The sequence below is a fragment of the Streptomyces sp. MK7 genome (genome assembly GCF_032658145.1).
Lineage (GTDB): Bacteria > Actinomycetota > Actinomycetes > Streptomycetales > Streptomycetaceae > Streptomyces > Streptomyces spiralis.
Map to the genome: position 1 here is coordinate 46,120 of NZ_JAVACL010000037.1, position 22,740 is coordinate 68,859.

21 protein-coding genes and 1 pseudogene are annotated in these 22,740 nt (G+C 73.4%); 10 read left to right on the forward strand and 12 right to left on the reverse strand.

Going from position 1 to position 22,740, the window contains the following annotated elements; translation table 11 throughout:
• Positions 1-558, forward strand: a complete 558-nt coding sequence (locus tag R2S09_RS30550) for a hypothetical protein (protein ID WP_316744495.1) — start codon at positions 1-3, stop codon at positions 556-558.
• Positions 559-598: 40 nt separating this feature from the next.
• Positions 599-763: pseudogene (locus R2S09_RS30555) on the forward strand (carbamate kinase); the annotation flags it as partial.
• 315 nt (positions 764-1,078) lie between these two features.
• Here the strand turns inward: R2S09_RS30555 and adhE are convergent.
• From adhE to R2S09_RS30570, 3 genes are all read right to left on the reverse strand, one after another.
• Positions 1,079-3,772 (reverse strand): bifunctional acetaldehyde-CoA/alcohol dehydrogenase, encoded by a 2,694-nt coding sequence (adhE, locus tag R2S09_RS30560; RefSeq protein WP_306191506.1) that lies wholly within the window; start codon positions 3,770-3,772, stop codon positions 1,079-1,081.
• A 265-nt stretch (positions 3,773-4,037) separates the two neighbouring features.
• Entirely contained in the window at positions 4,038-6,722 is a 2,685-nt protein-coding gene (ppdK, locus tag R2S09_RS30565; protein ID WP_316744498.1) for a pyruvate, phosphate dikinase, read from the reverse strand.
• A gap of 123 nt (positions 6,723-6,845) precedes the next feature.
• Complete coding sequence (locus R2S09_RS30570) at positions 6,846-7,856, reverse strand: zinc-dependent alcohol dehydrogenase (RefSeq protein ID WP_306191509.1); 1,011 nt, start codon at positions 7,854-7,856, stop codon at positions 6,846-6,848.
• A gap of 297 nt (positions 7,857-8,153) precedes the next feature.
• Here R2S09_RS30570 and gap point away from each other — a divergent pair, with 297 nt between their 5' ends.
• From gap to R2S09_RS30585, 3 genes are all read left to right on the forward strand, one after another.
• On the forward strand, positions 8,154-9,176 hold the full coding sequence (gene gap / locus R2S09_RS30575) for a type I glyceraldehyde-3-phosphate dehydrogenase (protein ID WP_316744500.1): 1,023 nt from the start codon (positions 8,154-8,156) through the stop codon (positions 9,174-9,176).
• Between the two features lie 56 nt (positions 9,177-9,232).
• A complete protein-coding gene (locus R2S09_RS30580; RefSeq protein WP_316744503.1) occupies positions 9,233-10,267 on the forward strand; it encodes a 2-hydroxyacid dehydrogenase in 1,035 nt (344 codons plus the stop codon).
• A gap of 133 nt (positions 10,268-10,400) precedes the next feature.
• Positions 10,401-11,393, forward strand: a complete 993-nt coding sequence (locus tag R2S09_RS30585) for an Acg family FMN-binding oxidoreductase (protein WP_316744504.1) — start codon at positions 10,401-10,403, stop codon at positions 11,391-11,393.
• Between the two features lie 573 nt (positions 11,394-11,966).
• Here R2S09_RS30585 and R2S09_RS30590 read toward each other — a convergent pair.
• A complete protein-coding gene (locus R2S09_RS30590) occupies positions 11,967-12,299 on the reverse strand; it encodes a cupin domain-containing protein (RefSeq protein ID WP_316744505.1) in 333 nt (110 codons plus the stop codon).
• 12 nt (positions 12,300-12,311) lie between these two features.
• Positions 12,312-13,160 carry a class I SAM-dependent methyltransferase gene (locus R2S09_RS30595; RefSeq protein WP_316744507.1) on the reverse strand — a complete coding sequence of 283 codons (849 nt, stop codon included), beginning with the start codon at positions 13,158-13,160 and terminating at the stop codon, positions 12,312-12,314.
• 286 nt (positions 13,161-13,446) lie between these two features.
• Here R2S09_RS30595 and R2S09_RS30600 point away from each other — a divergent pair, with 286 nt between their 5' ends.
• Both R2S09_RS30600 and R2S09_RS30605 read left to right on the forward strand, forming a co-directional pair.
• A complete protein-coding gene (locus tag R2S09_RS30600) occupies positions 13,447-13,689 on the forward strand; it encodes a FeoA family protein (RefSeq protein ID WP_306191515.1) in 243 nt (80 codons plus the stop codon).
• Positions 13,686-14,132, forward strand: a complete 447-nt coding sequence (locus R2S09_RS30605; protein ID WP_316744508.1) for a FeoB small GTPase domain-containing protein — start codon at positions 13,686-13,688, stop codon at positions 14,130-14,132. Before R2S09_RS30600 ends, R2S09_RS30605 begins: the two co-directional genes overlap by 4 nt.
• Positions 14,133-14,280: 148 nt before the next feature.
• Here the strand turns inward: R2S09_RS30605 and R2S09_RS30610 are convergent, their stop codons facing one another.
• Entirely contained in the window at positions 14,281-15,177 is an 897-nt protein-coding gene (locus tag R2S09_RS30610) for a universal stress protein (RefSeq protein ID WP_316744510.1), read from the reverse strand.
• A gap of 631 nt (positions 15,178-15,808) precedes the next feature.
• On the reverse strand, positions 15,809-16,231 hold the full coding sequence (locus R2S09_RS30615; protein ID WP_306191518.1) for a pyridoxamine 5'-phosphate oxidase family protein: 423 nt from the start codon (positions 16,229-16,231) through the stop codon (positions 15,809-15,811).
• 422 nt (positions 16,232-16,653) lie between these two features.
• Here R2S09_RS30615 and R2S09_RS30620 point away from each other — a divergent pair, with 422 nt between their 5' ends.
• From R2S09_RS30620 to R2S09_RS30630, 3 genes are all read left to right on the forward strand, one after another.
• Positions 16,654-17,829 (forward strand): MFS transporter, encoded by a 1,176-nt coding sequence (locus R2S09_RS30620; protein ID WP_316744526.1) that lies wholly within the window; start codon positions 16,654-16,656, stop codon positions 17,827-17,829.
• Between the two features lie 61 nt (positions 17,830-17,890).
• Positions 17,891-18,364, forward strand: coding sequence for a hemerythrin domain-containing protein (locus R2S09_RS30625; RefSeq protein WP_306191519.1), 474 nt, complete (start codon positions 17,891-17,893; stop codon positions 18,362-18,364).
• Positions 18,365-18,407: 43 nt separating this feature from the next.
• Entirely contained in the window at positions 18,408-18,920 is a 513-nt protein-coding gene (locus tag R2S09_RS30630; RefSeq protein WP_306191520.1) for a universal stress protein, read from the forward strand.
• Between the two features lie 95 nt (positions 18,921-19,015).
• On the opposite strand, the gene R2S09_RS30635 is transcribed toward R2S09_RS30630, so the two are convergent.
• The 5 genes from R2S09_RS30635 to R2S09_RS30655 form a co-directional block, all read right to left on the reverse strand.
• Entirely contained in the window at positions 19,016-19,369 is a 354-nt protein-coding gene (locus tag R2S09_RS30635) for a metalloregulator ArsR/SmtB family transcription factor (RefSeq protein ID WP_030166725.1), read from the reverse strand.
• Between the two features lie 163 nt (positions 19,370-19,532).
• Positions 19,533-19,970, reverse strand: coding sequence for an ATP-binding protein (locus R2S09_RS30640; protein WP_316744513.1), 438 nt, complete (start codon positions 19,968-19,970; stop codon positions 19,533-19,535).
• The gene (locus R2S09_RS30645) at positions 19,967-21,673 is read right to left on the reverse strand and encodes a SulP family inorganic anion transporter (protein WP_316744514.1); all 1,707 of its coding nucleotides are present in this window, start codon (positions 21,671-21,673) and stop codon (positions 19,967-19,969) included. Before R2S09_RS30645 ends, R2S09_RS30640 begins: the two co-directional genes overlap by 4 nt.
• Complete coding sequence (locus R2S09_RS30650; RefSeq protein ID WP_306191523.1) at positions 21,670-22,011, reverse strand: metalloregulator ArsR/SmtB family transcription factor; 342 nt, start codon at positions 22,009-22,011, stop codon at positions 21,670-21,672. Before R2S09_RS30650 ends, R2S09_RS30645 begins: the two co-directional genes overlap by 4 nt.
• A 112-nt stretch (positions 22,012-22,123) precedes the next feature.
• Positions 22,124-22,552, reverse strand: a complete 429-nt coding sequence (locus tag R2S09_RS30655) for a hypothetical protein (protein WP_316744515.1) — start codon at positions 22,550-22,552, stop codon at positions 22,124-22,126.
• Between the last annotated feature and the right edge of the window lie 188 nt (positions 22,553-22,740).

Consider the following 22,740-nt stretch of genomic DNA (forward strand, 5'->3'; position numbering starts at 1 on the left):
GTGTCCCACGCCGTCCTCGCCCTGGGCGCCGCCCTGGTGACCGCCGCCGGCTGCGTCTGGTACGTCCCCGCCCTCGCCGACCTGCGCGCGGGAGCCGACCGGCCCGTCTCCCGCCGCAGCGCGGCAAAGGCCTGCCTGTCCGGCTGGGCCACGGTCGCGGTCGTGGCCGCGGCCCTGCTCATGACCGGCACATGGTGGGTGCCCGGAGTCTCGGCCGCCACCGGCGCGGTCGTGACGACGGCCCTGCGGATCCGAGCGGTCGTGCACAACCGGCGTGAGTTGCGGGAGGCCGGCCGCGACTGGGCGGAGCTGCGTCAGGGGCCGCCCCCTGCCGACGCGCACCGCTCCCGCACCGTCGTCGTCACCCTGGTCTGCGCCGCACTGGCCGCCGCGGCGGCAGCGGCGTTCCTCCTGGCGGCCGCCGGTGCCGCCGACCGCCACTGGCTGACGATCGCCGTGGTGCCCACCGCGGTCATCGGGGTGGCCCTCACCCTCGCCGTCACCCATGCGTCGATGGCCCGCCGCACCGCGGCGGGCCATCCCTGGCCACGGCGGTAGGCGGCGCCGTCGCGGTGCGACGGCGCTCGTCCGCGTCCGGCCGTCAGGACTGCCCGACGGCTCCATGGGGCCCAAGGCCGAGGCCGCCGCCCGGTTCGTCGAACGCGCCGGCCAACTGGCCGCCATCGGGGCCCTCGACGCCGCATACGAGATGGTCCACGGCGGGTCGGGAACCCTGGTCCGCCGCGACCTGGCCGGCGGCTGACAGTCCGCCGGCAGCACGAGGGGCCCGCGGCCTCCCGGTGTTCCGGGTGGACCGCGGGCCCCTCGTGCTGCCGGCGCGGTGCCGTGGCCGACGCGTACCGGGTGCCCCGCTCTCCTGTCCCGGACGGGGGATCGGGAGCCGCAGACACAGGTGCACCCGGCCGCCCACTCAGAAGACCACGATGGCCGGAGCGCGTGTAGGGCCCAACGGCCCTGTGGGCCAGGGCCGTTGGGACGCCCGGTTCCGACGGACGTCCTGTGCCGACGGGCCCGGTTCGGACGGACGCCTTGCTACGAACCGGACGGCCTCACCGGCTCACGCGGAGCGCGGGACGCGCTCGTCCTGGTCCGTGCCCGGTCCGCCGGGCGGGCGGCCGTAGTAGGCGGTGCGCATGATGTCCTGCATGTCGTCGAGCATCGGCATCCGGGGGTTGGCGGGCGCGCACTGGTCCTCGTAGGCGTTCAGGGCCTGTTGGGGCAGGGCGCCGAGGTAGGCCTGCTCGTCGATGCCGAGCGCCTGGAACGACGGCTGGATACCCACGGCGTCGCGCAGTTCCTCCACGGCGCGGGCGAGCGACGCCACGCCCTCGGCCGGTGTGGCGGCGGGCAGGCCCAGGGTGCGGGCGATGTCCTGGAAGCGTTCCGGAGCGCGGTAGCTCTCGTACTTGGGCCAGCCGGTGAGCTTGCTCGGGACGGTGCCGTTGTAGCGGATGACGTGCGGCAGCAGGACCGCGTTGGTGCGGCCGTGGGCGATGTGGAAGGTGGCGCCGAGGGTGTGCGACATGGCGTGGACGATGCCGAGGAAGGCGTTGCCGAAGGCCATGCCGGCGATGGTGCCGGCGTTGTGCATCTTCTCCCGCGCGTCCGGCCGAGCGGCACGGTCCTTCACGGCGGCTTCGATGTTGTCGAAGACCAGGCGGATCGCGTGCAGGGCCAGACCGTCGGTGAAGTCGTTGGCGTAGACGGACACATACGCCTCGATGGCGTGGGTGAGCGCGTCGAAGCCGCTGTCGGCGGCCGGCGCCGCCGGGAGCTCGGTGGTGAGCAGCGGGTCGACGATGGCCACGCTGGGGGTGAGGGCGTAGTCGGCCAGCGGGTACTTCTTGCCGCTTGCGGGGTCGGAGATGACCGCGAAGGGAGTGACCTCGGCGCCGGTGCCGGAGGTGGTGGGGATGCAGACCAGGCGGGCGAGCCTGCCCAGGACGGGGAAGCGGAAGGCGCGCTTGCGGATGTCGGAGAACTTCTGCCGCATGTCGGCGAAGTCGATGTCCGGCTGCTCGTACAGCAGCCACATCACCTTCGCCGCGTCCATCGGGGAGCCGCCGCCCAGCGCGATGATGGTGTCCGGGCGGAAGTCCCGCATCAGGCGGGCACCGCGATGCACGGAGTCGATGCTCGGCTCGGGTTCGACGTTGTCGATGATCTGAAGGGTCACCGGCTCACGGCGCCGCCGCAGGACGCGCGCCACGCGGTCGACGATGCCCAGGCGGGTCATGGTCGCGTCGGTCACCACGGTGACGCGGTGGACGTCCGGCATGGACGTCAGGTAGCGGATGGACTGCGGCTCGAAGTAGATCTTCGGCGGGACCTTGAACCACTGCAGGTTGTTGTGGCGCATCGAGACCCGCTTCACGTTCAGCAGCTGGGCGGCGGAGACGTTGTTGGACACCGATGTGCTGCCCCACGAGCCGCAGCCCAGGGTCAGCGAGGGGAGCAGGCTGTTGTAGACGCCGCCGATGGCGCCCTGCGAGGACGGCGAGTTGACGATGATCCGCACCGTCTTCATCCGCCGGCCGTACGCCTCCGCCAGCCGCGGGTCCTCGGTGTGGACGACGGCCGTGTGGCCCTGGCCGTGGAAGGAGACCATGTCGGCCGCCAGGTCGAAGCCCTGCTCCGTGGAGCCGGCGCGCAGCACGGCCAGGACGGGGCAGAGCTTCTCGCGGGTCAGCGGCTCGTCCGGGCCGACATGGGAGGCTTCGACGAGGATCAGCGAGGTACCGGCGGGCACGGTGAAGCCCGCCTGCTCGGCGATCCAGGCCGGGGACTGCCCGACGGCCGCGGAGTTCACCTTGGGCTCGCACCCCGCGCCCGCCGCGCCGACGGGGAACAGGAACGCCTCCAGCCTGGCCTTCTCCTCGGCGGTGGCCACGTGGGCGTGCAGGGTGCGGAACTCGGCGAGGCCCGCGTCGTAGATCTCCTCGTCGAGGATGACGGCCTGCTCGGAGGCGCAGATCATGCCGTTGTCGAAGGACTTGGACAGCACCAGGTCGTTGACGGCCCGGCGCAGCTTGGCACTCTTGTGCACATACGCGGGCACATTGCCCGCGCCCACGCCCAGGGCGGGCTTTCCGGCCGAGTAGGCGGCCTTGACCATGGCGTTGCCGCCGGTGGCGAGGATCAGGGAGACACCGGGGTGGCGCATGAGGGTGCCGGTCGCCTCGACGGAGGGGGACTCGATCCACTGCACGCAGTGCTCCGGCGCCCCCGCCGCGACGGCCGCGTCCCGCACGATGCGGGCCGCCTCGGCGCTGCAGCGCTGGGCGGAGGGGTGGAACGCGAACACGACGGGGTTGCGGGTCTTCAGCGCCATCAGCGCCTTGAAGACCGTCGTGGAGGTCGGGTTGGTGACGGGCGTGATCGCGCACACCACGCCGACCGGCTCGGCCACCTCGATGATGTCGTCGACGTCGTCACGGGCGATGACGCCGACCGTCTTCATCGGGCCCATGCTGTGTGTGACGTGTTCGCAGGCGAACATGTTCTTGGCGGCCTTGTCCTCGAAGACCCCGCGCCCGGTCTCCTGCACCGCCAGGCGGGCCAGCGCGGTGTGCTGGTCCAGGGCGGCGACGGACGCCTTCTTCACTATGTGGTCGACCTGTTCCTGGGTCAGTGCCTCGTAGTCGGCCAGCGCCTTGAGTCCGTTCGTCACCAGCCGGTCCACGGCGATGGCGGTGTCGGACGGGGCGCCGGCGGGAACCGCGGTCTCGGTGCGGTCGTCGTGGCGGGTCATGGGACGTGTGCCTCCGTCATCCAGAGAGCGGGCCGCTGAACGGGCGGCCCGTGCGGGAGCGGCACCGGGGGGATCGGTACCGCTCCCATCGGCAGCGTCTCGCGGATGCCGGCGCGTCCCCCAGGTCCCCTCGGTCCCCGGCCGGTGTCCGACCGGCCCCGAACGCCGGGCCAGGCGGCCCAGGGTGGCGTGCCCGGGACCTGGGGGCCGACCGGTCCGGGCGCCGACGGACCCTGACGCCGTCACCTGCTCTCGCCGGGCGCCGTCACCTGCTCTCGTCGGGCGCCGTCTCGGCGAGCGCGGCGCGCCCCGCCTCCAGGCGTGCGACCGGGACACGGAAGGGCGAGCAGGAGACGTAGTCGAGTCCCGCGTGGTGGAAGAAGTGGACCGACTCGGGGTCCCCGCCGTGTTCGCCGCAGACGCCGATCTTCAGGTCGGGCCGGGTGGCGCGGCCCTCGGCGACCGCGATCTCGACCAGCCGGCCCACACCGTCCCGGTCGATCGTCTCGAACGGCGACACCTTGAAGATGCCCTTGTCGAGATAGGCGGAGAAGAACGCCGCCTCGACGTCGTCACGGGAGAAGCCCCAGGTCGTCTGGGTCAGGTCGTTCGTGCCGAAGGAGAAGAACCGCGCCTCCTCGGCGATCCGGCCGGCCGTGAGTGCGGCCCGGGGCAGCTCGATCATGGTGCCCACCGGGCAGTCGACGGGGATCCCCGAGGCCCGGCCGACCTCGGCCAGGACTTGCTCCACCTCCTCGCGCACGAGCCGCAGTTCCTCGACGGTGTCGATCAGCGGGACCATGATCTCGGCGTGCGGATCGCCGCCCGCACGCCTGCGCTCCACGACCGCCTCGGCGATCGCCCGCACCTGCATGGCGACCAGGCCCGGCGCCACCAGCCCCAGGCGCACGCCGCGCAGGCCGAGCATGGGGTTCTCCTCGTGCATGCGGTTCACGGCGTCCAGCAACTCGGCGTCGTGCTCGCTGGTCGGGGCGCCGTGGGCCTCGGCCGCGGCGATGCGCACCGCCAGCTCGGTGCGGTCGGGCAGGAACTCGTGCAGCGGCGGGTCCAGCAGCCGGATGGTGACCGGCAGGCCGTCCATCGCCTCCAGGATGCCGACGAAGTCCTGCCGCTGCAGGGGCAGCAGCGCGTCCAGTGCCCGTTCGCGGTCGGCGTCGGTGCGGGCGAGGATCATCGCCTCGATCAGCTGCCGCCGGTCACCGAGGAACATGTGCTCGGTACGGCACAGGCCGATGCCCCGGGCGCCGAACCGGCGGGCGCGGGCCGCGTCCTCGGGTGTGTCCGCGTTGGCCCGGACCCCCATCCGGCTCGTCCTGTCGGCCTGTTGCATGGCGCGGGCCACCGCGTCGACCAGCCCGTCCGAGCGCTCGCCGGTCTCGAAGTACCGCATGACGGCGGAGTCGACCAGCGGGGCCGCCCCGGCGTACACGGCGCCCTCGGAGCCGTCGACGGAGATGACGGTGCCCTCCTCGACGGTGGTGCCACCGACGGTGAAGCGGCGCCCCTCAGGGTCCACGGAGACGGCCTCGGCTCCGCACACGCACACCTTGCCCATGCCGCGGGCGACCACGGCCGCGTGGCTGGTCTTGCCCCCGCGGCTGGTCAGGACGGCCTGGGCGGCGACCATGCCGGGCAGGTCGTCGGGCGTGGTCTCCTGTCGTACGAGCACCACCTTCTCCCCGGCGGCGGCGCGCCGTACGGCCTCGGCGGAGTCGAACACGGCGGCGCCCACCGCGGCACCCGGCGAGGCGGGAATGCCGTGGGCCAGCGCCTCACCGACGGCCGAGGTGTCGAAGCGGGGGAACATCAGCCGGGCGAGCCCTTCGCCGCTGACCCGGGCCAGGGCCTCGTCCGGGGTGATGAGGCCCTCCTCCACCAGTTCGGCGGCGATGGCGAAGGCGGCCTCGGCGGTGCGCTTGCCGACCCGGGTCTGGAGCATCCACAGCCGGCCGCGCTCGATGGTGAACTCGATGTCGCACAGGTCCCGGTAGTGGGTCTCCAACTGCCGCATGTGATCGCGCAGTCGGGCGAAGGCCCGCGGGTTCAGGCGGCCCAGCTCGTCCAGCGGGACGGTGTTGCGGATGCCCGCGACGACGTCCTCGCCCTGCGCGTTGGGCAGATAGTCGCCGTACAGGCCGGGCCGTCCGGTGGCCGGGTCGCGGGTGAAGGCGACACCGCTGCCGGAGTCGGGGCCGAGGTTGCCGAAGACCATGGTCTGCACGTTGACCGCCGTGCCCAGATCGTCGGGGATGTGCTCGCGCCGCCGGTACAGACGGGCCCGCTCGCCGTTCCAGGACTGGAAGACGGCGAGGACCGCCCGGTGGAGCTGCTCGGCCGGGTTCTGCGGGAAGTGCTCGCCGGTCTCCCGGCGGATCAGCTCCTTGTACGCCTCGACGAGCCCGGCCAGGTCGGCCGCGCCCAGGCCCAGGTCGTCCGCCGCGCCGCGGGCCTCCTTCAGGCCGGACATGGCGTCCTCGAACAGCGCGCCGTCGACCCCCATGACGGTGCTGCCGAACATCTGCACGAGGCGGCGGTAGGAGTCCCAGGCGAATCGCTCGTCGCCGGAGGACTTCGCCAGTCCCAGGACCGACTCGTCGTTGAGCCCGATGTCCAGGATCGTCTCCATCATGCCGGGCATGGAGAAGCGGGCCCCGGACCGGACGGACAGCAGCAGCGGGTCGTCCGGCTGCCCCAGCCGCCGCCCGGCGGCCCGCTCCAGGGAGGTCAGGTGCTCGGAGACCTCCCGGGCCAGCCCGTCCGGTTCGGCGCCGGTGGTGAAATAGGCCCGGCAGGCTTCGGTGGTGACGGTGAACCCGGGCGGCACCGGAAGGCCCATGCGGGTCATCTCGGCCAGATTGGCGCCCTTGCCGCCGAGCAGGCCGGCCATGTCGCGGCTGCCCTCGGTGAACGCGTACACGTAACGGACCATCGCGGTGCTCTTCCTTCCGGTTCTCGGGTCGGGTGCGGGAGTCGCGACTTTCGCTTCTCGGGCCGGGTGCGGGAGTCGCGACTTTCGGTTCTCGGGCCGGGCGCGGGAGTCCTGTCCTCCGGGTCACATCTCGAAGACGACGCGCGCCTCGACCCGTCCGGCGAGGACGTCGGCGATGGACTCGTTGACGGTCTCAAGCGGGCGGGTCTCGTAGATCACCCTGGTGCGTCCGGCGGCGTGCAGCTGGAACACCTCGGCCAGGTCCTGGCGGGTTCCCACGATCGAGCCGATCACCGAGGTGCCGTTCAGGACGGTGTCGAAGATCGGCACCTGGATGGTGCCTCCGGCGGGCAGGGCGACCATGACCAGCTTGCCGCCGCGTCGCAGGCCGCCGTAGACGGCGCCGAACGCCTGCTCGTTCACCGCCAGCGCGATCGCGGCGTGCGCGCCGCCGTGCCGCTTCAGCACCTCGGCGGGCTCCTCCTTGCGGGCGTCGATCAGGATGTCCGCGCCGAGCTCCCGGGCGAGCTCCAGCTTGTCGTCGGTGACGTCGATCGCGGCGACGGTGGCCCCGGCGATCTTCGCGTACTGCACGGCCAGGTGGCCGAGCCCGCCGACGCCGGAGATCGCGACCAGTTGGGCCGGGCGGACGCCGGCGACCTTCAGCGCCTTGTACGTGGTGACGCCGGCGCAGGTCAGCGGGGCGGCGTCACGCGGGTCGATGCCGTCGGGGACCGGGGCGGCGAAGTCGGCCGGGGCGAGCATCTTCTCGGCGTAGCCGCCGTCCACGCCGTAGCCGGTGTTCTGCTGCCGCTCGCACAGCGTCTCCCAGCCGGACAGACAGTGCTCGCACCGCCCGCAGGCCCAGCCCAGCCAGGGCACGGCCACCCGCTGCCCGGCCTCCAGATGGGTCACGCCGTCGCCGAGCGCCTCGACGACGCCGACGCCCTCGTGGCCGGGGACGAACGGGAGGGCGGGCTTGACCGGCCAGTCGCCGTGCGCGGCGTGGATGTCGGTGTGGCACAGGCCGGACGCCTCCAGCCGGATGCGGACCTGGCCGGGACCCGGCTCGGGGTCCGCGCGGTCCTCGATCACCAGCGGCTCGCCGAAGGACCGGACGACTGCTGCCTTCATGGGATGCTCCTCAGGAGTGTGGGTGCCGTGCGGGTCCAGGCTCGAACCGCCCACGATCGCGGCGGCAGGTCCTGGACGTCCTCCGTGATGGGGCCGCTCGGCCCCGGGCCGGGAGAGGACCGCCCTCCAGGGCGTGTTCCGAGTCCCTCTCGCGGCCGGCTGTGGAGCATCCCCGTTTCCGGGCCGAACGTCCCTCACCCGGCGCCCGTGCGGCCCAAGCCCGGTCCCTTCGCCGGCGGGCAGGCTGGCAGCGCGGCCCGGACCCGCCGGGCGCCGCTGACCGGGAGGACGACGGACATGAGCGTGCGCGTGGGCATCAACGGCTTCGGCCGCATCGGACGCAACTACCTGCGCCGCGTGCTGGAGCGCGCGGAGACGGCGGCGGGCACGCAGGTGGAGGTCGTGGCCGTCAACGACATCGCCTCACCGGCGACGCTGGCCCATCTGCTGGCCTACGACTCCACATACGGCCGCCTCGGGCGCCCCGTCGGGCACGACCACACCTCGCTCACCGTCGACGGCCGCCGCATCGCCGTCACCGCCGAGCGCGACCCGGCCGCCCTCGCCTGGGGCGACCTCGGCGTGGACGTCGTCATCGAGTCCACCGGCCGCTTCCGCACCCGCGAGCAGGCCGGCGCGCACCTGACGGGCGGTGCCCGCAAGGTGCTGCTGTCGGTGCCGGGCAAGGACGTCGACGCCACGATCGTGATGGGCGTCAACGAGGGCACGTACGACCCCGAGCACCACCACGTGGTCTCCAACGCCTCCTGCACCACCAACTGCGTGGCACCGATGGTGAAGGTGCTCGACGAGCACTTCGGCATCGTCAAGGGCCTGATGACCACCATCCACGGCTACACCAACGACCAGGTCGTCCTCGACGGCCCGCACAAGGACCTGCGCCGCGGCCGCAGCGCCGCCGTCAACATCATCCCCACCTCCACCGGCGCCGCCCGCGCGGTCGGACTCGTGCTGCCGGAACTGGCCGGCACCCTGGACGGCATCGCCGTCCGCGTCCCCGTCGAGGACGGCTCGCTGACCGACCTGAGCGTGGTCCTGGACCGGGCGGTGACCGCGGACGAGGTCAACGCCGCCTTCCGCGAGGCCGCGGACGGGCCGCTGAAGGGGATCCTGCGCGTGTCGGACGCCCCGATCGTCTCCCGCGACATCGTCGGCGACCCCGCCTCCTGCGTCCTGGACGCCCCGCTCACCCAGGCGCACGGCGACCTGGTGAAGGTCTTCGGCTGGTACGACAATGAGTGGGGTTACACCAACCGGCTGCTCGACCTCACCGAGTACGTCGCCGGCAGGCTCTTCTGACACAACGGCTCTGACGCGACGGCCGAATCATCACCCCTTGCGAGGAGAGGAGAGCAGTGGAGATCGTCGCCTACGGCGTCCTCGCGGACGAGGAGCCGCTGCTGCGGGAGGCGTTCGGCAAGGTGTTCGGAGGCCTGCACGAGCTGCGCTGCCTGAGGCTGTTCCTCACCCGGGACACCGTCCCGACCGCGGCCGGCCGCGAGGTCGTGCTCAGCAGCGTCAACGACACCCTTGACGCCGAGGTCCTGCGCTCGCTGGCCGCGGGCGGAACGAGGATGATCGCCCAGCGGGCCACCGGCTACAACAACATCGACCTGGCCGCGGCCGGGGAACTCGGGCTGACCGTGGCACGGGTGTCGTCCTACTCCCCGTACTCGGTCGCCGAGTTCGCCTGGGCGCTGGCGCTCGCCGTCGACCGGCGCATCGTGCGCGCCGCGCACCGCACCCGGGAGTTCGACTTCCGGCTCGACGGGCTGATGGGCCGCGACCTGCGGGACCGGACGGCCGGCGTGGTGGGGACCGGAAAGATCGGGGCGGCGTTCGCGCGGATCGCCCACGGCTTCGGAATGTGGCTGCTGGGCTGGGACGTCGCCGAGAACCCCGACTGCCTGGCGCTGGGCATGGAGTACGTCGAGCGCGAGCGCCTCTTCGCCGAGGCGGACCTGGTCAGCCTGCATGTGCCGCTGCTGCCGGACACCCACCATCTCGTGGACGCGCGGGCTCTGGCGCTGATGAAGGACGACGCGATCCTGGTCAACTCCAGCCGAGGCGGCCTGGTGGACACCGACGCCCTGCTGGAGACGCTGCGCGCGGGTCGGCTGAGCGGTGTCGGCCTGGACGTGTACGAGGAGGAGGCCGGCGTGTTCTTCCTCGACAAGTCGCTGGAGGTGATGACCGACGAACGCCTGGCACGGCTGATGACCTTCAACAACGTGCTGGTCACCTCGCACCAGGCGTACTTCACCCGGGACGCGGTGGCGCAGATCGCCGAGACGAGCGTGGGCAACGTCGCGGACTGGTTCGCCGGCCGGACCGGCGACAACACACTGGTCCGTCCGGCGGTCGCCGAAGGCACCGCCGCACATCCGTGACAGCGCGAACGGCGCGGCTGCCGCGGACCCGCCGCCCCGGCCGCGGCGCCGTGCCGGCAGGCGCCTCGCCGTCCGTGGGGGTACCCGATGACGTGTACGGGGCGGCGCCGCTCCGGCGTGCGAGGAGGCGATGATGGCTTCGCGACAGCTGGATGAGAGGACAGTGACCGGGCTGGTGGCCGAGGCGACCGCGGCCCCGTCCATGCACAACGCGCAGCCGTGGCGTTTCCGCTTCGTCACCGGCGAGCGTCTGCTGTTGCTGCGTGCCGACCCGGCACGGGCCATGCCGCGGTCCGATCCCGACGACCGGGCGCTCCACATCGGTTGCGGGGCGGCGCTGTTCAATCTGCGCGTCGCCGCCGCGCACGCCGGTCTCGTCCCGGAGACGACGCTGCTGCCCGAGCCGAGGGACCCGCGCCTGCTCGCCGCGGTCCACCTCGCCGACCCGGAGGGGCGCCCGCGCGACGACGACCTGGCACGGCTCCACCCGGCGATCCGGCAGCGGCACACCAGCCGCCACCCCTTCGCCGAGAAGGAGATCCCCGAGGAGGTGCGGACGACCTTGCGGGACGCCGCGGCACGGGAGGGAGCGGTGCTGCACTTCCCGGGGCCCTGGCACGCCGAGACGCTGATCGACCTGGTCCACGACGCGGAGAGCCGGGACGCCCTGGACCCGGACGCCGACGAGGACCTGCGTCGCTGGACCCGGCTCGGACCGGAGGCGGACACCGCCGTGGACGGCGTCCCCGAGTACGCCTTCGGGCCGCGCAAACGGGACGGAAAGGCCCCCGTGCGGGACTTCGCCGGGCGCCGGCCGGTGGCCGACCGCGGCACCACCGCCTTCGAGCGCACTCCGCACCTGGCCCTGCTGAGCACCCCGGGCGACGCAGCCGCCGACTGGCTGCGCGCCGGGCAGGCCCTGGAGCGCGTCCTGCTGGAGGCCACCACGGCCGACCTGGCCACCTCCCTGACCTCGCACGCCCTGGAGCTTCCCGACCTGCGCCTGCTGGCCCGCGACCCCGTGTCGGGCACGGGCAGGGTCCAGATGGTCCTCCGCATCGGCTACGGCCCCAGAGGTCCCGCCACCCCCCGCCGCCCGGTCACGGACATCCTGGAGATCGTCTGACGGTGTGAGCGAGCCCCGTCGCGTGGTCGTGTCAGGCGTGCCGGTCGCCTCGGTGTGCGTCGAGCTCGGCCCAGGCGCGGTCCCCCAGGGGCCCGGCGGCGTCTGGCCAGGCCCAGTCGGGCGGCCCACCAGGGGTCCAGCACCAGCAGGGCCGTGCCCGCGGTCGCGGCCGTGCCGAGGGCGGTTCCCTCGGCCCTGGCCTGGGCCGGGGTGGGCGGCGCGGGCGGGATGCCGCCGGCCCGGTCGAGCCACACCGCGGCCGGTGAGCCCGCCGGGCTGCCCTGCGGCACCGGGACGATGGCGAACCGGGGAGAGCCGTCGGCCGACGTCCAGCGCACGGTCGCTTCCACGCGGTCGCGGGACGCCACGCTCTCGAAGCGCCGTGCCGGCCGCCGCCACGCTCACCGCCGCCACGCTCACCGCCGGCGCCGAGCGGCGGCAACGCGACCGCCGCCGCCCGAATCCACTCCTCGACGGTGTCGCAACGGCGGCTGAGTGGATTGCGCCGCCGGCGCCACCACGGCACTCTGCTCCGCTCCGCTCCGCCGTCCGGGGCAGTCCGCGGACACGCCCCTAGGACGCGGACGGCCCGGCGCCGGGCAGCATGGTCAGCAGCATGACGCTCGGCTCGGTGGCGCGCACGGTGTGCGGGAGCCGCGCGGGCAGGTGGATCCAGCTTCCGGGCCGTGCCTCGGTCTTCTCCCCGCCGAGGACGAGGTCGAGGTGGCCCTGGACTACCTGGATGACCACGGGCAGGGCCGAGGTGTGCTCGGTCAGCTCCTGGCCGGCGGCGAAGGCGAAGCCGACCACGCGCAGCCGGTCGTCGCGGTACAGCACGCGGCTGAGCGTGCCGTCCTCGGGCACGGTCAGCTCGGCGGCCAGGTCGGGGATCACGGTGGCGGACATGCGGGTGACTCCTCAGAGCTGGGACGGGGTGGGAACGGCGACCAGACTGATCGCACCCAGGTGGGCGCGATGGCGTCGGAAGACTCGGCGCATGTGCATCACCCGGCGCCGGGACGCGGGGTCGCGCAGGGCCCGGCCGGCGATGCCCAGGGCGCGGACCAGTCCTTCGTCGGCGACGAGCCGGCGCGGCTGGAGCAGTGCCATCGGGACGGTTCTGCGGGCGGTGACGGTGAAGCCCTCGACGGCGAGCAGCTCGCTCCAGCCGGCCGGGGTCAGCGGGCGGGTGCCGACATGGACGGCCTCTCGCAGGTCGGCCGCGATCCGGTCGGCGGCGTCCGCGTCGAGGCCGTCGGGCAGCAGGCACATCTCGTGCAGGGCGTAGCGGCCACCGACGCCGTCGAGCAGGCGGCGGGCCTCCCGTACGACACGCCGCTTGGCGGGATACGGCTGCATGGTCAGCACGGCCTCGCCGTACACGACATCGGCGCTCCCGGCGGGCAGGCCGGTGTCCGCGGCGTCGGCCCGTACGGCGCACACCTCGGTGGGGCCGGGGGCGGCCAGGGCGCCCAGACGGGCCACGGCGGCGGCGTCGCGGTCCACGGCGGCGAAGGCGGCCGGGCCGCGGGCGAGGGTGAGCCGGGCCGTGGCGCCGAGCCCGGCGGCCAGTTCGACCACCCGGTCGTGCGCACCCAGCTCCAAGGAGTCGAGCATCCACCCGGTCAGCTCCACGCCACCCGGCCGCAGGACCCGCTTACCGAGGCGGGCGAGCAGCCAGTGGCCGGGCATCCGGGAAGGGGCCGGCCCGTCGCCGGGTACGGATGGCTCCCGGTGAACGGGCCGTGTGCGATCCGTGGTCGCCATGGCCGCGCCTCCTCCTCCAGTCCTGGACGGCGTGTGTCAGCGCACGTGCGATGACGTGCACTCAGTCGAACCTGGGTTCCCGAGGAGCCGACGACGTCGGGCCGAAGGTCCCTGGTTCGGGGCCGGAAGCCCTCAGCACCGCCACGAAGGCAAGGCTAGCCTCACCTTGTTGATGTTCCCCTGACCGGTGCCGGTCTTCCCGACGCGACAAGTCGAGACGCGGACGAATTCCATCGATGGGGCGCGTGAGGAGCCGGGTGACCGGGGTGCCCTCGTCATCGGCGCCGTGCCCCGTGCTCTGGCGGAACCGGGACCCGGCACGCGTGCCGTGGTGGCGACGGTCGTCGCGGACGAGGAGCCCGCCGTGGTCCGCCGGCTGCTCGACCTGGGATTCACGCCCGGCTCGGTGGTGGAGGTGGTGCGCCGGGCGCCCCTGCGCGACCCGGTCGTCTACCGGGTCAAGGACTACGAGGTGTGCCTGCGCCGGGCGCAGGCCGGTCACGTGCACGTCGTCGAGGTGGAGCGGTGAGCACGGGCTGCCACGACGCCGACGGCGCGCCGGCGACCCTCACCGGCGCGCCGAGGATCGCCCTGATCGGCGCTCCCAACTCGGGCAAGACGAGCGTCTTCAACGGCCTGACGGGCCGGCGCGCCAAGACCGGCAACTACCCCGGGGTCGCCACCCTCTGGCAGGTCGCCGCGGCCGAGGACCCCGAACAGCCGGCCCAGGCGCTGCGGACCATGACGTACCCGGACGGACCCCGCGCCGGAGAGCGGGTGTTCACCGCACCCGCCATCGCGGCCCTGCTCGTCTACTTCGTCTACGCGCTCCAGTGCATGGCCACCGTGGCCGTACTGCGCAGGGAGAGCGGCGGTCGCAGATGGCCGGCCGTCGCCTTCGGCTACCTGACCGCACTGGCCTGGATCATGGCCTACCTGGCCCGTACGGCCGTCGTCCTGCTGGGCGGGTGAGACCGTGATGATCCCCATGCACCCCCAACGGGTCCCCGGCCGGCCCGACCGGCTGCGCTGGATCATCCCCGCCGGCACCCTCACCGGCCCACTCGCCGGCCCCGGACGTGTGGTCAGGCCAGGGCGGCCTCGAGGACGCTGAGCCCGGTCAGTCGTGCGGGACCACCACGACGGGCGCCGTGGCGTGGTGCAGGACGGCATGGGTGACGGGGCCGATGCGAGCGCCCAGGCGGCCGTGGAGCGGGCGGCGGCCGACGACGACCAGCGAGGCGTCGGCCGCGGCGTCGACCAGGTGGCCCGCCGGGTCGCCGATCGCGGCCTGCTCGACGATGTCCACACCGGGGAACTTCTCACGCCACGGCGCGAGGACTCCGGTGACGGCGCTCGCCTCCTCCCGGGACAGTTCGTCGCCCGGCCCCGGATCGACACCGAGGTCGTACGCGGAGGAGGGCGGCAGGCTCGCGCCGTGCACGACCCGCAGCCTCGCCCCGCGCCGTGACGCGGCCTCGAACGCGAACGCGAGGACAGAGTCGTCGGGCCGCTCGTGGTCCAGGCCCAGGACGACGTCCCGGTACGGGGTGGCGGTGGAGAGGCGGCCGTCCGCGTCCGGCCGGTGCTCGTCCTCGGGGCGCGCGTCGGAGCGGACAAGGACGACGGGCCGGTCCGTCCGCGCCACGAGACCGAGCCCGACCGATCCGACCAGGAAGCCCGCGACACCGCTCACGCCCCGTGAGCCGACGACCAGCGCGTCGGCATCCTCCGACGCCGCCAGCAGCGCCGTCACCGGCGGCAGCGCAGCCTGCTCCGAGGTGACCTCCAGATCCGGGTGGCCGAGGCGCAGCCGCTCGGCCGCCTCCCGCAGGACCCGGCCGCCCCGGTGACGGTGGGCCGGCTCGGCCGGCACGGGCTGGGCGTGCCGCTGCCAGTCCCAGGCGTGCACCAGGTGCAGGGGAAGACCCCGCAGTTCCGCTTCGTGAGCGGCCCACTCGGCGGCAGCCAGGCTCTCCGGTGAGCCGTCCACTCCGGCGGTGACGTTACGGGGCATCGCGGGAACCTCCTTGTGAGGGGTTGAGGAACTGATGCGGCCGTTGACACGCTGTCAGCCAGGGCGGGGCGGCGGCAGGGCCGAGTGGCCCACCGGTACGGCGGCACACGACCCTGACGATCCGGGCGATCGGGGCGGACGGGAGCCGCGTTCTTCGCCGGGCTGCCGTCACCGGCGCCGCGCTCCTCGCCGGACTGCCGCACGGGCCGCACGGCCCGCGTCGCGAAGCCGGTGAACTCCGCCGTGAGGCGGGCAAAAGCGCGGCGTGGACGGAACCGTGACGAGCCATGACGAGCCGTGTGGAGCCGTGCAGGGGAGCCCTGATGCGAACCCGCGAAGTCGTCGCGAGGGCCGTCGAGACCGTGCCGGCCGCGGCGGTGGCGGCGCCGTCGATCCACCGCACCCGGCCCTGGCGGTTCGGTCTGGACCGGGCCGTCCGGTCGATCGAGGTCCACGCCGACCGGCGCGCGCACTGCCGGGGCCGATCCCCGGACGCGGGCACAGCGGCTCTCGGTGGGCGCGGCCCGTCCTCGGCTTTCGGGTGGCCGAGGAGCACCTCGGCTGACAGCTCGTCCACGTCCCGACGGTTCGGCTGCCGCCGGGGCGTCGCACCGCCCGGCGGCCGGTCGGTTCAGTGTGCGCGCAGTCCGGCCCCGAGCTCGCGCCCGGTGACCATCTTCGACTCGATCCGGACGAAGACCGCCTCCCGCACGGGCATCCAGGAGTCGGGGCCGACCCTGGACAGGCGTTCGTGTTCGGCCGGGTCGGTCACGACGGTGGCCCGTCCGGTGACCACCACACTCCACCCGGATCGCGTCGCGGCGTCGAACTCGTCAGCCTCGAAGGCGACCACCACGCCGTCGATGGCGCGCACCAGCTCCGAGCCCGGCGAGGTGCGCAGCACCACGGCGGCGTCCGTGTCCAGGGAGAAGTTGATCGGGAGGACCGCGGGCAGTGCCTGCCGGGTGTACACCACCCGGCCGACCGGCACCTTGGCCAGCAGGCGCAGGCACTCCTGCCGGTCGAGTGCGCGAAAACCGTCGTTGTGGAGCATCCCTCCATCCTCAGCACGGGCGCGGCGGGGAGATAGGGCCGGTCGGCCCCTATCCGTGCCGCCGGGACCCCGCGGTTGCGCCCGGTTCCGCGCGGAGGGCGCGCGGGCGGCGTGACACACGTGGGCGCGCAGGGACGGCCGGGCCCCCACCACAGGACCGTCCGTCCGTCCGGAGGGACTCATGGCCCATGCCGTCGGTGGAGCACGGACCCGGACAGTGGCTACGGGATGCCGCACCGTAGGCAACGGGCCTGCGGGGGCAGGCGATCCCGTGGTCGTGGTGCCACCACAGCGTGGCACCACAAGAGAAGAGGACGGACGCAATGGTCCAGCCGTTGAGGGTGACGAGCGACAGCTCGCCGTCGGGTGCCGGGAACGACAGCTCACCGCCGGACGCCCAGGTGGCTCGCCAGGCATGGCTGATGCTGGCCCTGGCCACTGTTGGCTTCGCCGTGAACTTCTGGGCGTGGGCGCTGCTCAGCCCCCTGGGCCCGCGGTTCAAGGACAGCCTGCACCTGACGTCCTTCCAGCAGTCGCTGCTGGTGGCGGTGCCGGTCGTGGTCGGCTCGCTGGGCCGCATACCGGTCGGCGCGCTGACCGACCGGTTCGGTGGACGGATCATGTTCCCGCTGGTTTCCGCCGCCACCGTCGTGCCGGTCCTCTACCTGGGCCTGGCCGGTCACTCCTCGCTCGCCGCGCTCCTGGTGGGCGGCTTCTTCCTCGGCATCGGCGGCACCGCTTTCGCCGTCGGCGTGCCCTTCGTCAACGCCTGGTTCCCGCCGCGGCGGCGCGGGGCGGCCATAGGCGTCTTCGGCATGGGCATGGGGGGCACCGCCATCAGCGCACTGACCACGGTGAAGCTGGTGAAGGCGCACGGCATGGCCAACCCGTTCCTGATCACCGCCGCTGCGCTGGCCGTGTACGCCGTCGTGGCCGCCCTGGTCCTGCGCGACGCCCCCGGCCGTACGGTGCCGGCCGAGCCGCTGGGCCGCCGCCTGGCCGCCACCCTGCGCCTGAGCGTCACCTGGCAGGCGTCCGCGCTGTACGCGGTGGCCTTCGGCGGGTACGTCGCCTTCTCCGTGTACCTGCCCACCTACCTGAAGAACGGCTACGGGCTGGCCCAGGCGGACGCGGCGAACCGGATGGCCGGGTTCGTGCTGCTCGCGGTCGCGATGCGGCCGGTCGGCGGATGGCTGTCGGACCGCGTCGGGCCGCTGCGGGTGCTCGCCGGATCCCTGGCCGTGGTGCTCGCCGGAGCGCTCGCCCAGTCGCCCACTCCGGCTCTGACCCCCCTGGGCACCACCGCCTTCCTGGCCATGGCCGCCGCCCTCGGCGCGGGCAGCGGTGCGGTGTTCGCCCTGGTGGCGCTGCTGGCTCCGGCGAACAAGGTCGGCTCGATCACCGGCGTCGTGGGCGCGGCCGGCGGCCTCGGCGGCTTCGTCCCCCCGCTGGTGATGGGCTCGCTGTACGGCAGGTACGGCTCCTACGCGGTCGGTCTCGTCCTGCTCGGGGCGGTCGCGGCGGCGGCGCTGACCTACACCGGCACCGCGGTGCGGCAGGCGCTCACCCGCTGGGCGCCCGGCACCCCGGCGAACTGACGATCACCGCACCGAGGAACGCGGAACGCGGAACGACGAGGAACGAGGAGCGTCACCCACCATGTGCGAGTACTGCGGCTGCCAGTCACTGACGGCCATCCACGAGCTGACCCGGGAGCACGACGCGGTCGTGGCCCTCATCAGCTCGGTGCGGGACGCCCGTCGCGACCGCGACATGCCCCGCATGGCGGAGCTGGCCCGGCGGATCGCCGCCGTCCTGGCCCCGCACACCGAGGTCGAGGAGCGCGGTCTGTTCCCGGCCATGTTCACAGAGTTCCCCGAGCAGATCGCCGCGCTGGAGGCCGAACACCGCAGCGTCGAGACGGTGCTGGCCGAGGCCGCGGAGGCCGTGCCGGCCGATCCCACCTGGCCCGAGCGGCTGATCGGAGTGCTGGACCTGCTGCGCGACCACATCCTCAAGGAGCAGGACGGCGTCTTCCCCGCCGCACTGGCGACGCTGGAGCCCGAGCAGTGGGAGGCGGTGGAGGCCGTGCGCGCCCGCGTCGGGACCGCCGACCCGCGACCGACGTCCTGAACCACCCGACGACACCACGTCCGACCCGCAGGAGAGGATCCCCATGAGCCCGTCACACACGCGGACGGCCGAACCGGTGGCCGCCGTGCTTGAGGCACCCGGCCGCGATATGCCCCGCCAGAAGGTGACCGGCCGGGAGCGGCCCCGGCTGGTGGTCGGCGTCGACGGGTCGTACGCCGGCAGCGCCGCACTGCGCTGGGCGGCCGACCAGGCCCGGGAGCGGCACGCCGTCCTGGACATCGTGGCCGTATGGGAGGAGCCGCCCGAGCCGCCGGCCGGTCACGGGCGGTACGACGACGGGCCGTTGGAGGTGGCCAGGGAGCGGCTGGAGCACGCGCTGACCGAGCTGGCCCGCGAACGGAACCTGCCCCAGCGCGTGATCACCGCGCCGCTGCACGGCCGGCCCGGTGAGCAGCTCGTGCACCGGGCCGAGGGAGCGGAGCTGCTGGTCCTGGGCACCACCGGCATCGGCTCGCCCGACATCCCCGGTGGCATCGGCCTGTACTGCCTGCGCCACAGCGCCACCCCCGTCGTCTTCGTCCCCACCCCGGGCTAGGTTGATCCGCCGGACAAACCCCGGCTGGATCCGTACCGACCGGCCCGCGTCGGCCCCTCCCCGTCCGGAGGGGAGGGGCCGACGCGGACTCGTCGTCACTGCGACGGCGGGTTGGCCTCCGTCTGGGCGGCCCGCAGGTCGGCGAGCAGTTCGGCCTGACCGGCGAGCACGCCGGACAGGATGGTGCGGGCGACCCTGAGCAGCTCGGCGATGTGCGGGCTGGTCAGGGAGTAGTAGACGGTGGACCCTTCCTTGCGGCTCACCACCAGGTTCGCCCGGCGCAGCACCGCGAGCTGCTGCGAGAGGTGCGCCGGTTCGATCCCCACCTCCGGCAGCATCTCCGCCACCGCGTGCTCGCGCACACTCAGCAGCTCCAGCACCCGGATGCGCGCCGGGTGGCCGAGAGTCTTGAAGAACTCGGCCTTCAGTTGGTACAGCGGCGTACTCATCGTGCCGTCGCCTCCCCGGTACGGCGGCCCGGTCGCACCGACCGGTCTCCGACGCCTCGCGCCCACCCATGTGTCAACACCATGGGCCCCATCCTCGCCCGCGCTGTCGCCCAGACCGAATCCGGGCCGGCGCAGCGCTCCTTCCTGCTGCCGTCACTCCTGTTCACAGGGGGAGAGTGATCCAGATGCTCTTGCCGTTGCCGTCGGCGTCGCCACGGACGACCGCGGTGCCGCCGAGGCCGAGGGTGAGCTCCATCACGGTGGCCAGGCCGCGCGTCGCGCGCCCGGTGCCGGTGCCGGTGACCGCTCCGTACAGCGGCGGCTGGTACGGGTGCCGGTCGTGCACGGCGAAGGCAAGGCAGTCGGCGCCGGCCGCGTAGATCACGGTCACCTGAGGGGAGAGCACCGCAGCGTGCCGAACGCTGTTGGTGACCAGCTCGCTCAGGATCAGCAGGGCCGGTCCGACCGTGGGGTGGCCTGGGTTCACCCCCCATTCGGCCAGGGCCTGCTCGGCGGTCTGCCGGGCCAGCCGCACCGCCGGCGGCCGCGCCTGCACGGTCAGGACGTGCCGGTGGGGCAGCGCCTCCAAGGTGAGCATCATGCCTCCACGCGGGTGCGGGCGGGCGAAGACACCAGCACACCCGCGCACTTCAGGTAGGTGCGCGCACCCTCGATCGCCTCGGGCGTGGTGGCGTACTCGCGTCCCTCCAGGCGCAGCAGCTCCAGCGCGCCGACGGACTCCAGGACGTGCCGGTGGCCGGGACGTATCCCGGAGGTCATCACCGCGATCCCGCGCCGGGTCAGCTTCTCCACCGCGTCCTTGAGGACCAGGGCGCCGGTGGCGTCGACGGTGGTCACGTGGGACATGCGCAGGATCACCACGCGCACGTCGGCGACCTCGGCCAGCTCCAGCAGGAAGCGGTGGGCGGCGGCGAAGAACAGCGGTCCGTCGATGCGGTAGGCCACGATGTGCTCGGCGAGCAGGGCGTGCTCCTCGGCGCTGTGGTCGCCCCGGTCGAGCGGGACCTGGTCCAGGCGGGCCTGCTTGGCCACGGCCCGCAGCGCGAGGGCTCCCGCCACCACCAGGCCGATGATCACGGCGTACACGAGGTCGAGCGCGAGCGTCGCGACGGCGGTGAGGACGAGGATCAGGGCGTCGGACCGGGTCGCCCGGGCCATCGCCCTGATCGAGCCCACCTCGACCATGCGGACCGCGGTGGCCAGCAGCACACCGGCCAGCGCGGCGAGCGGGATCCGGGAGACCAGGGGCGCCGCCGCGAAGACGATCACGGCGAGGACCGCGGCATGGGTGAGGGAGGCGAGCCGCGAGCCCGCGCCGGTACGGACGTTGACCGCGGTCCGCGCGATCGCGCCGGTGGCCGGGACGCCGCCGAACAGCGGAGCGGCGATGTTGGCCAGTCCCTGGCCGAACAGCTCCCGGTCGGGGTCGTGCTTCTGCCCGACCGTCATGCCGTCGGCCACTGACGCCGACAGCAGCGACTCCAGGGCGGCCAGCGCCGCCACCGCGACCGCCGGCGCCAGCATCGAGCCGAGGGCGCCCGGATCCAGGAAGGCCAGGGAGGGGGCGGGCAGGCCGGACGGCAGATCGCCGATCGGCCTGGCCGCGTCCAGCCCGGCGACCTGCGCGACGAGGGTGGCCGCGATCACCGCGATGACGGAGAAGGGGATCGTGGGCCGCAGACGGGCGCCGACCAGCATGACGGCGGCGACCGCCAGGGCGAAGCCGACGGCGGTCCAGTTCGGGTGCTGCGCGGCCTCCCGCACGGCACGCCAGGCCACGAGCAGGACACGGTCGCCCTCGGGCTTGGGCACCCCCAGCGCGTTGGGGATCTGCTGCAGCCCGATCACGCAGGCGATGCCCAGCGTGAACCCCTCGACGACCGGCGCGGGCACGTACTGCATGTACTTCCCGGCCCTCAGCACGGCGAGCGCGACCAGCATCACGCCCGCCATCAGGCCGACGGTCAGCACCCCGCCCGGCCCGTACTCGGCGACGATGGGCACCAGCACCACCGTCATCGCGCCCGTGGGTCCGGACACCTGGAGATTCGAGCCGCCGAACACCGCCGCGACCGCCCCGGCGATCACCGCGGTCGCCAGCCCCGACTCGGCACCCAGCCCGGAGGAGACACCGAAGCCGAGCGCCAGCGGCAGCGCCACGATCGCGACCGTGAGACCCGCGAGCAGGTCGCGGCGCGGGTCCCGCCGCACCTCCGCCAGGTCGGTACGGCCGGGCAGCAGCGCGGCGAACCGGGTCCCCGCCCGGCCGAGCGAGAACCTCATGACGCGCGGACCCCCGCGTCCCGCAGCTCCGCCAGCAGTTCGTGCCGCCCGGTGAGCATCTCGGTCAGGATCCGGCGCGCACATCGCATCAGGTCGGCGACATCGCCGCCCGCGAGCGCGTAGATCACCGTCGAGCCTTCGCGCCGGGAGGTGACGATGCCCGAGCGGCGCAGCACGGCCAGCTGCTGCGAGAGGCTGGACGGCTCCACCTTGACGGCGGCCAGCAGATCCCGCACCGGCGTGGGTCCGTCCTGGAGCAGCTCCAGGACCCGTATCCGTACGGGATGCCCCAGCATCCGGAAGAACTCGGCCTTGGCCTGGTACAGCGGTACGGACACGGAACCTCTACTTCGCCGACGGCGCCCCGGCCGGGGCGCTCACAGAAGCTGCCCCACGGCCATGTGCGGGCACAGCCGTATCAGCATCTAATGAATTGCGAAATCTTGCAATTCATTGAGCGTGCGGGATGCCGTTCCTGGTGCCGAGCCGCACCAGGAACAGGAGGACGAACAGCCCCTCGACGAGCAGCGACAGGGGGCCGTACGGCGCCTCCCAGCCGTCTTCGTGATAGCCGTACGGCAGGCCGACGGTACGGGAGAGGGCGAAGCCGACGATCATGCCGAGGCTGACGAGCGCCCCGGCGAGCCAGGCCGCCGCCGGGCGCTTCATGAACACAAGCCCCGCTGCCACCGCGAGCATGACCGCGCTGCCCACGGCGAACAGGAAGCCGATGTAGAACTTCTCCTCGAGATGATCCGGGACCAGCAGCGTGTGCAACACGGCGTTGCCCACGGCGCAGCATGCTGCCGCGCCGGTCAAGGACGGGACGTCCTGGGCATGGGTGGAGCTCGGGATGTCTTTGGCACGGGTGGAGTTCAAGGGGACTCCTGCTGAGCACTGGAAGGGACTTCTTCTGGGGAATTCCTCCAGGCGTTCATACGTGGCAGGGAGCACGTCGGATTGCGGTGCGCGCCGGATACGGTGTTTCACCGCCCTGCACCGGGCCGGACCCGCCGCGGACGGAGGCGACGCATGACCGGCACACCCACCGCGCGGGCCGGCGCCCG